Consider the following 12095-nt stretch of genomic DNA (forward strand, 5'->3'; position numbering starts at 1 on the left):
GAAAGTGAGGTCCTCGGTGCAGGATCAGATGCTCAAGGACGACGATCTTCGGCTGTTGAACGCACTGCAGATCAGGCCGCGGGCGTCGTGGTCCGAGCTTTCACGCGCGATCGGTTCCGACCCGGTGACCCTGACCAGGCGTTGGGAGCGTCTGCACTCGCAAGGGATAGCGTGGATCGCTGCCTACCGAGGCGGTCCCATCGTGTCGGCGACTGCGCTCCTCGAGATCGAATGCGCACCCGCGCAGACCCTTGGTGTCGCCGAACAGATCGCGCACGATCCAGAGGTCCTGACAGTCGATCTCACAACCGGCAATCGGGATCTGCTTGTCACGCTCACGTGCACCGACCTCGATCAATTGTCCAGATACGTCCTGGAGCGAACACGATCGCTGCCGATGATCACCGCGATGCGAACACAGATCGTGTCCTCGGCGAACTCCGATGCCCGAAACTGGCGTCTACGTGCTCTCGACGCGGACGAGATCGCCGCGCTCGAGGCGACTCCGCCGGCGAAGATTCGTGGTGTACGCGCCAGCGGAGAGGAACAGTCGCAGCTGTTCGACATCCTTTCCCGCGAACCACGAATTACCGTCTCGGCACTCGCTGCAGCCCTCGGAGTCACGCCGGCACGCGCCGGAGCGTTACTTTCTCACGAGCTGTCGACGGGGCGTCTGGTCGTCCGCACGGAGATAGCTCGGCCCTACTCCGGCTGGCCGGTCTACGCGTGGTACTTCTTACGTCTCGACGGGCGAAAGGAGGCAATTGCTCAGCGCCTTTCCCACCTGCGCGAGGCGAGGCTTGTTGCTTCTACCATCGGCAGCTACGACATCGCGTTGGCGGTGTGGCTGCGCTCGATCGACGACGTGCAGCGTTTGGAAGGTTATCTCGCCGAGCAGTTTCCGGGCGTATCCGTGGTGGACCGGTCGATCGTCCTGCGTACGCCGCATCACCTTCATCGAACGATCGATGTGTCGGGTCGAAGCATGCCGAAGCACGGGTGATCCGCAATGCGTTCGCGGGGTGGGTGCTCTTCCGACTAGTCGGGGATCGTCACGTCGACGATCAAGCCGAAGTGATCGGAACCTTCGATCTCGATCCGCTCGAGAGCTTTCGCCTGTCCGCCCCGCAGAAGTACATGGTCGATGCCGACGATCGCGGGATATTTCTTGTCCGCCGGGTAGGTGCGAACGATGCCTACTCCCAATTGGTCTGCGGCATCGGAGTAGCCGACGTCGAGGAGGTCACGAAATTGCTTGTGCGTGAATGTCGTATTGAAGTCGCCACTGACGATGACGGTTTCTTGCGCGGAGGCGGCGTCGAGTGTGTTCCGCAAAGTGCTCAGCTCGGCAGTCCACACGTCGGGAGGGGTCACGAACGCCGGTCCGGGGTGTACCGCCAGAAGGGTGAACGGAGTCGAGAAGCCCACTTCGGCAACAAGATTGGTAGGTCCGAATCCGGTCAGTTCCCGAGTTTCCGTCAGGGGATAACGGCTGTAAATACCTGCGCCACCCCCGCCGGCCTCGTCCGGTACCAAGTAGTGATGCGGCAACAGTTGCTCGAGCCCTTGATCTCTCAGGGACCCTTCGAGTGATGTGGTCAGTTCCTGAACCGTCAGGACATCGACTGCCTTCTCGCGCACCGTCGCAGTCAAACTGACGGGGTCTGCCTGCCCGAAGAGGAGGTTCGCTTGCATTACACGCAGGGACGGCCCGTCGATTTCGGAACTGTTTGCCACATACATGGGACTGATCACCGACGCGCCCACCGCAATCAGCAACATCGAGATCGCCAGCAGTATCCAGCGACGAAAAATCAGGCATATCAGGGACGCGACGAGTGTGACCGCAAGCAGCATCGGGACAAAGGAGGCCACGGCGATCAACGGGTTGATCGGTTTGGTGGAGTAGAATGCGATCAGCGCGACAACCCCGACGGCAATACCGCCCACACCGGCGACCTGAGCGATACGGCGTGCCGGAACGTTGTCCGTCGTGAGTCCCATACCAAACGGTACCTAATGCAGCCAAGGCTCCCGACTGCCTGGCGTTGTCAGTCGCCGGTTCGGGTGCGGAATGCGTTCACGGCCGCTTCGATGGTCGGGTAGAAGTGTGTCGAGTCGAATCTGTCGCCGACACCGAATCGGATGAGTCGATCCTTGATCGGACCTTTCATCTCCGCGAATGCCAATCGAATTCCTTTGCCCTCCAGAAATGTATCCAGATCGACGAGTTCGTCGACGGCGGTCGTGTCCAGCCCGGTGATCGGTTCGGCGGCAATGACCACCCATTCGACCGGGTCGGGTGCCTTGGCGACGACGGAGCGAACGTACTCGTCGAAGATCTCGCCGTTCGCGAAAAACAGTGGCGCGTCAAACCTCACCAACACCAGGCCGGGGATGCGATGCCCATCTGGATGTCGTTCGACGTCGTGGAATCCGGCGGGTTCGCCGGTCTCGACGAGTTCGGTTCGATGTGGCTGCCATACCTGCGCGATGACCGCTGCGAAGGACAGTCCGATCGCAACAAGGATGCCTAGAAGCACCCCGACGAGGGCGACGCCGAGGAACGCCGCGACGGCGAGGCCGAATTCCACGGTGCTCATGCGCCACATGCGGACCATGCCGCCCACGTCGATCAGTGCACACGCGGCGACGATGACGACGGCGGCCAGTGTTGCATCGGGCAGATATGCCGTGAGTCCGGGAGCGACGAGGACGAACACCAGGACCGCAAGCGCTCCGACAACGCCGGCCAATTGTGTATGTGCCCCACTCTGTTCGGCTACCGGCGTCCGTGATCCGCTCGCAGAGATCGGGAATCCGCCGAAAAGTCCGCCGGCCACGTTCGCGACACCGATCGCCTTCATTTCGGTACTGCCGTTCACGTCCTCGCCGTGTCGGGCGGCGAAGGTACGCGAGAGAACGCCGGTGTCGGCGAAGGCAATCAATGCGATACCGGCGGCGGGTCCGATCAGATGGCCGACGTCCTGCCAGGTGACTCCACCGACGGAAGGGAGGGGGAGTCCTTCCGGCAGTGCGCCGACCATGCCGATGTCATCGGTGAGACCGGCGGCAGCGGACAAGACTATGGCCGCGACAACGGCCACCAGAACGCCGGGAACAACAGGTACCCAGAGCCGGAAGGCGACTATGACGACTAGCGAACCGACACCGATGGCGGCAGCGAGGGGGTCGACGTCGCCACCCACCAGGGCCTTTGAGATCCCGCCGATTTCACCGAGTAGACCGGACGCGTCGACGGAGAATCCGAGCAGCTTGGGAATCTGACCAACTACGACGACGAGTGCAATGGCATTGAGGTAGCCGAGACGGATCGGTTTCGAGAGGAGTTCGGTCACGAAGCCGAGACGAAGGAATCCGCCGATCACGAGGATGAGTCCGACAAGAACGGCCAGAACTCCGGCTAGTGCAAGCGCGTTCTCCGAATCGCCGACCACCGCCAGCGGTATGACTGCGGCGGCGATGAGCGGTGCCAGCGACGAATCAGGTCCGAGTACAAGAATCTTCGACGGTCCGACTACCGCGTACGCGAGCAACGGCACGATGGTTGCGTACAGACCGGCGTACGCGGGCAATCCGGCGGCCTCCGCGTAGCCCATCCCCGCGGGGATGAGCAGGGCCGTCAGAACGAGTCCTGCCGTGACGTCTGCGCGCAGCCATTCACGGCGATATCCGCGTGCAGTCGCGATCCCCGGTAGCCGACCTAGACTCTCCGTCCACATCATCGTGTGATTGTCCCTCCCTCAGCGGAGTGACGGGCGCGCGATGGGGCAACCGCAGTGGTCGCAGGAAGGGGCGCAGGTGCACGTGCGATGCGGTGGCGTCGGATCGCCTTTTCCAACTCGACGACAACCGGGATGATCAGTGACCAGCCTAGGCAGACGAGCCACTGGGCGCCGGTCAGTGAAGTTGTCATGAGGAGGTCCTGGAGAACACCCGCCTCGACGGCAAATACGGTCACGACCGTGGGGATGGTCAAGATCTTGACGGCACCGAGAACCGGCGGAACAAGTCCGGACTCGGGATCACGCCGCATGGTCAACCCAGCGAATATCGAACCGAGAGAGAGCACTACGAATGCGGTGGTCATGGGGACATTCGCCTCAGTAGTGCTCATTTCGCCGGGCGCAAGAAGCATCGCTGCGAGTGTCACGGCAAATTGCAAGACGCCGTACGCGAGCCATTGAGCGACTGCGCTTCGATGGGCGATCGGCAACTTGGGATCGCGTGGAGGCTTGTTCATCAGATCCGGTGGCGGTGGGTCGAGCATGATCACGGCGACGGGGAACAGTGTGATGAAGAAGTGCTGGAACAACACCATCAGTGGCGTCAGTGCCACACCCTCGTTGATGTTGAAGATGCTCGCGGCGAGGAAGAGGAGAACCAACGAAAAGAGTTTCGACATCTGGTAGCGGATATACGACACGATCTTCCCGTAGATGTTGCGGCCCAGAGTGATCGCGGTGATGAGGGTTCCGAAGTTGTCGTCGGTGAGCACCATCTTGCCCGCCTGTTTGGTCACCTCGCTGCCCGAGCCCATGGCGACGCCGATATCGGCCTTCTTCAACGCGGCGGCGTCGTTGACCGCATCTCCGGTCATTGCGACCACGGCGCCACCGCTCTGCATGACATCGACCAAGCGAAGTTTGTCCTGCGGAGTGACTCGGCCGAACACGTGCAGGTTCGGCAATGCGGCCGAGAGTTCGTCGTCGGTCATCGCTTGCAATTCGGCTCCGCCGACCGCGCCCGGGCCGAGTCCGAGTTCGGCACCGATCGCGGCGGCGGTGATGGCATGGTCGCCGGTGATCATGCGGACCTCGATGCCGGCCCGGTGTGCGGTTCGCACCGAATCGATCGCCTCCGGACGCAGCGGGTCGATGATGCCTGCCATGCCGACAAACGTCAGGTCCTCGACAAAGGACATGGGGTCCGCCACGACAGCGTCTTCCCGTCCGTCGAGACGTCTGACAGCGAATGCCAGCACCCGAAGACCCTTCTCGGACATCGACTGATTTGCGGCCGTGAGTTCGTCTCGGACTTCCTCGATCGGTACCTGCCGGCGGCCGGGGAGGAAGGCCGAAGAACAACGAGCGAGGACGACATCGGGTCCGCCCTTGACCAATTCGACGAACTGACTCTCGCCGTCGACTTCGAGATGGTGGTACGTGGCCATGAACTTGTACGCGGAATCGAACGGAACCGTCGCCACCCGCGGGTAGGTCCGCCTGGTGAGCGGGGCGTCGGCGCCGATCTTTGCCGCGAGCACCACGAGTGCGGCCTCGGTCGGGTCGCCGACAACTACTCCGGAATCGGAAACCGTTGCATCACTGTCGAGACACAGTCCGTTTGCGAGAAGGGTGAAGTCAGGCGGCGTCTCGCCGGCAACCTGCGTTATCCTTCCCGCTTTGGCATAGCCCTCGCCGTCGACCGTGTACCAACGGCTGTGGACATACAGCGATCGGACGGTCATCTGGTTCATGGTCAGCGTGCCGGTCTTGTCCGAGTTGATTGCACTGGTTGCACCGAGGGTTTCGACGTCGGTCAGGTTCTTCACGACTGCCTTGGCGTCGGCCAGTTGACGTGCACCGTAGGCCAGCATCGCCTGGACGAAAGTTGGTAGGCCGGTCGGAATCGCGGACACCCCCATTGCGATACCAAGGAGCAGAAGCGTTGTCAGGTCCTGCCCACGAATGAGGCCGATGACGACGATGACGATCACTGCCGTCCACGCGATGATGCCGAGAAGTTTGGTGAGAGAGTCCAATTCACGTTGCAGTGGCGACTTGCCAGGGGCGACCGCCGACAACATCGAGGCGATCTGGCCGATCTGCGTCTGCATCCCGGTCTCGGTGACCACCATGGTCGCCGTGCCGCGGGTGACCGAGGTGTTCTGGAACACCAGATTGCTGCGGTCTCCGAGTGGAATATCCTCGTTCTCCAGCGTTTTCGGGTCTTTCGGGATGGGCGTGCTTTCCCCGGTCAATGCGGCTTCTTGTGTCTCCAGAGTGGTCGAGGCGAGCAACCGTCCATCGGCAGCAATGATGTCTCCTGCCTCGACTTGGATGATGTCACCCGGCACCAGTTCGGTGGCGTCGAGCTGTATCAGGTTTCCGTCACGAATGACCCGTGCTTGGGGTGTCTGCATCTTGGCGAGCGCGTCGACGCTGGCCCGTGCCTTCAACTCCTGTCGAGTTCCGAGGACGATGTTGAGCACGACGAGGACCGCCACCACGATCGCTGTCGGCACTTCACCGATGGCGATGCTGACCGCGGCCACGGCGACGAGCATCAAGTTCATCGGATCTTTCAGCTGCAACACAGCGATCGACCACGTCGACGGCGGTGGCGTCGATGTGATTTCGTTCGACCCGTAGCGTCGTCGCCGTTGGTCGGCCTCATCCGACTGCAGTCCGCGTTCCTGGTCCGACTGCAGTGCGGACACGACTGATTCGCCACTTTGCGCATGCCATGGCGTGGGGCTCATGACCGCACGTCCTTTCCTTGGCGATCGTCAATACCGGGTCGGAATCCAGTGAAGTGGTTGGTTGGGCGTCTGGTAGCCGTGGGCCTTCTGCCGTTTCGGCAGGGTGATGTCCGTGGATTGCACGGGCTCGTAGGGGATCTGACTCAGAATGTGGCTGATGATGTTGAGTCGTCCGCGTTTCTTGTCATTGTTGTTTGCGACATACCATGGCGCCCAGCCTGTGTCGGTGAAGCGAAACATCTCGTCGCGGGCACGCGAGTAGTCGTACCAATGACTGAACGACTTCAGATCGAGATTCGACAGCTTCCAGATCTTTCGAGGATCGTCGATCCGGCTCTGCAGACGTACGAGCTGCTGTTCTTCGCTGACCTCGAGCCAGTACTTGAGCAGAATGACTCCTGATTCCACGATCGCGCGTTCGACGGTCGGAATGAGCTGGAGAAATTGACGTGCCTGGTCGTCGGTGCAAAAGCCCATCACCCGTTCGACTCCGGCGCGGTTGTACCAACTCCGGTCGAAGATGACGATTTCACCGGCCGCCGGCAGATGTGGGACGTAGCGCTGGATGTACATCTGCGAGTGCTCTCGCTCGGTCGGGGCTGGTAGGGCAACCACCCGGAACACTCGGGGACTCACGCGTTCGGTGATGGCTTTGATGACCCCGCCCTTCCCGGCGGTATCTCGGCCTTCGAACACGATGCAGACTTTGGCGCCAGACGATTTGACCCACTCCTGCAATGCGACGAGTTCGCCGTGCATCGGCTTGAGTTTGCGGCGGTACACCTTGTTCTTCATCGGCTTTTCTGCGACGAGTGCCGCGTCGTCGTGAAGAATCCGAGCGTTCTTTCCCACTTCCACTCCTAGGCGACGTGAGCGTGCGGGAATCGTCCGCTCGTGTGTGTATGCCCCGTATTCGGTCAACCTATTCTCTCCGTGATCGAGACCCGAATCGTGTTGTTTTCGAACTCTTTCCGAGTCTTGACGCGCTCGGCTGGACGGACGACCATTAATGAATGACTGGCGACGAAGAGTTGCTTCACGTCGAGCGGGTGATCACTCGCCTGATTTCCCGGTATCCGAATGTTCCTCCACCGGAGATCGAAAACAAAGTGCGAACAATTCATCAGCGGTTCGTGGGCTGTCGGATCCGTGACTTCGTGCCTCTCCTTGTCGAAAAGGCTGCCAGACAAGAGATCTCGAATCGGAGAATCGTGATCTCGATTATGGACGAGCGTTCGGCGAACCTGGACTCACTCGAGCTGTAGCCGGAACGGATGTCGTCGGCGCATACTGAAATGACCTTGGACCAGGGAGTTCTGGCCGAATGCAGAAGTTCAGGCGCGGAAGGTCAGCCTCCCGAACTCCGGATGTGTAAACCGAGTGCAGGGAGCGTTGACATGGAAGGTTTCTGGGAATTCTTCTGGTTCATCTTCGTCTGTTTCGCCTTTGTGGCCTACTTGAGCGTGTTGTTCTCGATCATCACCGATTTGTTCCGTGATCACGAGACTTCGGGCTGGGCCAAGGCGCTGTGGATGATATTTCTCTTCGTCATTCCGTTCCTGTCCGCGATGATCTACGTGGTCGTCAAGAACGACGGAATGACCCGGCGGTCGATGGAGGCCGCTCAGCAGCACATACACGCGCAGAGTGATTACATTCGAAACGTCGCCGGGAAGTCGCCGACTCAGCAGATCGCCGACGCCAGAGAGCTTCTCGACTCAGGCGCGATCAACGAAGACGAATTTCAGGCCATCAAGGCAAAGGCGCTGGCGTAGTTTTCGTATCTTCTGCCCCAGGCCCGGCGTCGTCGGTTCCGGCGTCGTCGGGCCGGGCATCCTCCGCGGTGGCGCGTGCAGGACGAACAAGTATTTCGAGAACTACGAGTGCGAGCAGCGCAATGATGACAATCCAACCCACGACCAATCCTGTGGGGTAGCGCCAGAAGAGCAGCAACAGTGCGGCGATGCCGATGATGGCGCAGCGCAGCGGAACACGAAGCTGATCGGCCCACCGCTCCACCTGATTCGGCGTACGCCCTCTGGAGGAATGCCGGACGAAGTCCAATGCCTGCCCATAGCCTCGGCGAACGGCGATTGCCGACGACGACCCACCGACCAGGTAGGCGCCGAGCCCCACCACCACGCCGAGGACTGCAACCGCGCGAAGACTCGTGCGCAGTGGCACCAGAACTGTGTCGATGACGGCAGTCGCGGCGTCTGGCGAGAGAATATCGGTAGGGACACTGTCGAGGTAGATTGCACGCCCGATGAGAATTCCGATCGCGAGAACAAGCATTCCCAACGCAATCGACAGACCGACCAGTGACAGCGCGCGGAGCCTGCGACCCGTTGGAGCAACGGCGACAGCGGCTGCTGCGCAAGCGATTCCCAGCCATGGCAGCACTGCTGAGACCTTGTCGAGTGCCGAGACGGCTCGCTGTGCCTTCACGAGTTCGGGGGACTGGAAGAGAACAAATTCCTTGTCCACGGAGGGGATTTTGTCTGCGAAGGCGAAGCCGCGGTCGATCAAGACTGTTTTGACCTTGTCGATGATCGTGCTCAGCGAAATGCTGACGGTTCCGCTCTGATCGACTTCGACGGAGTCGGGTCCGTAGTTGCCGGTCATGACCGCGACGAGAGAGTTGTGCGCAGACCTGTTCGCCTGAATCCACAAGTCTTCGAACTGTTGTGACCGCACGAGTGAGCCCACCGTGTCGTGGACAAAACTCTTCGCCTGACCGGCGATCACCGGGGCCAACCCCACGAGCGCTTGGTCCAGGCGAGGTGCGTTGGCTGCAAGGTTCGACACGTCGGTCAGTGCGGTGAGCGCGTCGGTGGTGAGCCCCTCGACATCGACACGATCGAATATCTCGTCGGTGATCTGATTCGTGATCTCGGCCTGCACGGCGGGATTCTCGCCCAGTGGCGCAACAGTGCTGACGTAACGGTCCGTGTCCAGGATCTGACTTCGGGTGAAGCGCGTGGTCACGGACAAGACTGCGAGTAGCGCGACCAACACGAGCAGAATTACCACGGCGCTCCACCGGAGGCCGTGTCGAGGTGGCCGGGGGACCTGTTCGAGGGGCGTTTCACGGGCGCTGGGAGTGTGCTCGCGAAGCGATGCAACCTCTTGGCGCAGCCTGGCCAGTTCGGCACGCTCGTCCTCGTGGAGTGGGCCGTCGCTCGTGCCGTTTGCCATCATGTTCCTCTCCGGAGGGAAACTACTGCCGCACAGATGAAAACGCTGAATTCGATGGGTGTATCCGAAGTCGAGACCTCAGATCACGTCGGGATTCCATGTCGCGACAGCCCAGATGACGAATACGTCGAGCGCGATGATGGTGATCGACCACCACGGAGAGTGGGGTAGCCACAGGAAATTCGCGAGGATCGAGAGCGAACAGAAGATTATCGCGCCTACCCGTGCCCACGTCGCGCCGGTGAAGAGCATGATTCCGACAGCGGTGACGAGCACGCCGAGTACGAGGTGAATCCATCCCCAGGAGGTGAGGTCGAATTGGTACGCGTATTCAGGGCCGACAACGGTCACATCGTCCTTGGATATCGCCGAGATGCCTTGGAGAATTTCGAGCACGCCGACGGTGACGAGAAGAACGGCTCCGCCCAGCGCGCTTCCTTTTGCCACACCTTGCTTGACCAGTGATTCCTCGGCCATGACCGCCCCTTGGTATCAAGTGCGAAATTGCCTGGCGTAACTCCGTATTGCGACTATTTACGGTGGTGAAGTATCCCGCCACGGGGCAAATCAAACATTGAGCGCTGGACATCCTCGCGATATTCGCTCGCCCACGAATCCGAGAGGATCTACCGTGACGGCATGGATGTGGAGGACGCAGGCATGACGCCGACGACTGCGCCGGTAACAATTCGGACGGATCGACTGGTGCTTCGTACCTACCGTCCCGGCGATCATCAGGACCTTCTCACCTTCTACGGGCGTAGCGACGTGTGCCGGTATTTGTTCAACGAACCCTGGAGCCCGGACGATGCGCGAGAGGCAGTGCAGACCAGAATGTCTCGCCGCGACCTGACAGCGGGCGCGGTGGCTCTTGTCGTCGAATACGACGGTCAGGTTGTGGGAAGCGTGAGTGCGTGGCTTGTCGACGAGCCCGAGCGCACAGCTGAAACCGAGCGCACCGCCGAACTCGGGTGGGCATTCTCGCCCGAGTTCGGCGGCCGCGGATTCGCGACGGAAGCGGTGACGGCTCTGCTCGATTATGTATTCGCGACTCCCCGATTGCACCGCGTGATCGCGCAGATGGATTCGAGAAACGAATCTTCGGCACGACTCGCGCAGCGTATCGGTATGCGGCGAGAGGGACATTTTCGGCAGAACGCGTGGATCAAGAACGAATGGACCGACACTCTGGTTTTCGCGACACTGCGCAGTGAGTGGCCTTCAGGTGCGTGATCGGACCGTGTGGGCTGCTACTTGGCGACCAGTTCGGTCAACTGTGGAACGAGCTCGTCGGTTGCCCACGGGACACTCAGAACGCTGACGTACATGGTCGCCGCTGTCAGGCGATTGTCGGTGATCCACAAGTCCTTTCCGTTGGCGATGACCGGCCACCGCGCGAACAGAGTGTTGGCCAACGTGCTGTCGACTTCCGACTGATCGCTTGCCCATCCGAGATACACGTCGGTGTTGATCGTGTCGAGTTTCTCCATGCTGATGCCGAACAGGAAAGAGTCGCCTGCAAAGTTCTTGGCGCCGTTCACCACGTCGGGAGCAACTGTGAGCCCAAGGTTTTCGACGAACTTGACGCGTGGATCGTCGGGGCCGTAGATGGCGGTTTCGGTTTCTCCCTCGCGGATGTAGGACCCGAAGGCAAAGGTGACCCCGTTGAATTCCGGATGGCTCGCCTTCGACTCCTGGACAGTTTCCTCCGCGGACTTGATCAGCGCAGCGGTCTGAGTGGGGCGACCGAGAGCCTTGCCGACATCGGTGGCCAGGTTCTGCCACGAACTCGGCTGGTACGGCTTGGTGTCGTAGGGGAGTGTCGGGGCGATCGAACTCAGGCGCTGGTAGTCCTGCTCGGAGAAACCGGAATACGGCGCAAGAATCAGATCGGGTGCGACATTGAGTATCTGTTCGAACAGGAGCTCCCCGCTGTCGGAGTAGTACGGCGCAGGCGTGGGCAGTGTCTGGCCCGACTTCTCGAGTTCCGCGCGGGTCCACGGCAGGAAGCCGTCGGCGTCGCCGGCCCACGAGTCCTTCTGCATCGCTACCGGGGTGACTCCCAGGGCGATGACGGTGTCTGCCGCTGCGGAATCGAGGGTGAGGACCCTGGTCGGTTCCTTGTCGATGACGGTTTCACCGAATGCGTGCTTGATCGTGACGGGAAACGCGCCGTCCTCGACGGCGGATGCCGACGAATTGTTTCCTTCGGTCTCGGTCGACGACTGCGTGCAGGCGGCCAGAGGCAGTGCGGCCGCCACCATCAGCGCAACGACTATTCGTCGCCTCCGCTGGGGACGAATTCTCTGACGGGCAGATCTGAACACGCGAAACTCCTCGGGATTGATCGGGGAAGTGCTTGCACGACTCAGTGCCTCGAGCACATGAGAGC

General features: G+C 61.0%; 11 protein-coding genes. 4 read left to right on the plus strand and 7 right to left on the minus strand.

Features of this window, described 5'->3' with window-relative positions; translation table 11 throughout:
* The first annotated feature begins 4 nt into the window (after positions 1-4).
* The gene (locus V3587_RS06945) at positions 5-1003 is read left to right on the plus strand and encodes an Lrp/AsnC family transcriptional regulator (protein ID WP_260395226.1); all 999 of its coding nucleotides are present in this window, start codon (positions 5-7) and stop codon (positions 1001-1003) included.
* Positions 1004-1038: 35 nt separating this feature from the next.
* Here V3587_RS06945 and V3587_RS06950 read toward each other — a convergent pair whose 3' ends face one another.
* From V3587_RS06950 to ppk2, 4 genes are read right to left on the minus strand one after another with little or no spacing between them, the layout of a single operon-like run.
* Positions 1039-2004: an endonuclease/exonuclease/phosphatase family protein gene (locus V3587_RS06950; protein ID WP_283376252.1), complete on the minus strand. Its 966-nt coding sequence runs from the start codon at positions 2002-2004 to the stop codon at positions 1039-1041.
* A gap of 47 nt (positions 2005-2051) precedes the next feature.
* A complete protein-coding gene (locus tag V3587_RS06955) occupies positions 2052-3746 on the minus strand; it encodes a SulP family inorganic anion transporter (protein ID WP_283376253.1) in 1695 nt (564 codons plus the stop codon).
* On the minus strand, positions 3743-6505 hold the full coding sequence (locus V3587_RS06960; RefSeq protein WP_283376254.1) for a cation-translocating P-type ATPase: 2763 nt from the start codon (positions 6503-6505) through the stop codon (positions 3743-3745). Before V3587_RS06960 ends, V3587_RS06955 begins: the two co-directional genes overlap by 4 nt.
* A gap of 27 nt (positions 6506-6532) precedes the next feature.
* Entirely contained in the window at positions 6533-7300 is a 768-nt protein-coding gene (gene ppk2 / locus V3587_RS06965; protein ID WP_411742228.1) for a polyphosphate kinase 2, read from the minus strand.
* Positions 7301-7518: 218 nt separating this feature from the next.
* On the opposite strand from ppk2, the gene V3587_RS06970 reads away from it, so the two are divergent.
* Together V3587_RS06970 and V3587_RS06975 are read left to right on the plus strand one after the other, a co-directional pair.
* A complete protein-coding gene (locus V3587_RS06970) occupies positions 7519-7770 on the plus strand; it encodes a three-helix bundle dimerization domain-containing protein (protein ID WP_283376256.1) in 252 nt (83 codons plus the stop codon).
* A gap of 132 nt (positions 7771-7902) precedes the next feature.
* Complete coding sequence (locus V3587_RS06975) at positions 7903-8280, plus strand: SHOCT domain-containing protein (protein WP_283376257.1); 378 nt, start codon at positions 7903-7905, stop codon at positions 8278-8280.
* On the opposite strand, the gene V3587_RS06980 is transcribed toward V3587_RS06975, so the two are convergent.
* On the minus strand, positions 8258-9703 hold the full coding sequence (locus tag V3587_RS06980) for a hypothetical protein (protein ID WP_283376427.1): 1446 nt from the start codon (positions 9701-9703) through the stop codon (positions 8258-8260). The two genes, V3587_RS06975 and V3587_RS06980, sit on opposite strands and share 23 nt — an antisense overlap.
* A 78-nt stretch (positions 9704-9781) precedes the next feature.
* On the minus strand, positions 9782-10180 hold the full coding sequence (locus tag V3587_RS06985) for a DUF7144 family membrane protein (protein WP_019748023.1): 399 nt from the start codon (positions 10178-10180) through the stop codon (positions 9782-9784).
* A 162-nt stretch (positions 10181-10342) separates the two neighbouring features.
* On the opposite strand from V3587_RS06985, the gene V3587_RS06990 reads away from it, so the two are divergent.
* Positions 10343-10936 (plus strand): GNAT family N-acetyltransferase, encoded by a 594-nt coding sequence (locus V3587_RS06990; RefSeq protein WP_283376258.1) that lies wholly within the window; start codon positions 10343-10345, stop codon positions 10934-10936.
* A gap of 17 nt (positions 10937-10953) precedes the next feature.
* On the opposite strand, the gene V3587_RS06995 is transcribed toward V3587_RS06990, so the two are convergent.
* The gene (locus V3587_RS06995; protein WP_283376259.1) at positions 10954-12030 is read right to left on the minus strand and encodes an ABC transporter substrate-binding protein; all 1077 of its coding nucleotides are present in this window, start codon (positions 12028-12030) and stop codon (positions 10954-10956) included.
* Positions 12031-12095 lie beyond the last annotated feature (65 nt).

Origin of the sequence: Rhodococcus sp. IEGM 1306, from assembly GCF_036541985.1 — a bacterium.
GTDB lineage: Bacteria > Actinomycetota > Actinomycetes > Mycobacteriales > Mycobacteriaceae > Rhodococcus_F > Rhodococcus_F qingshengii.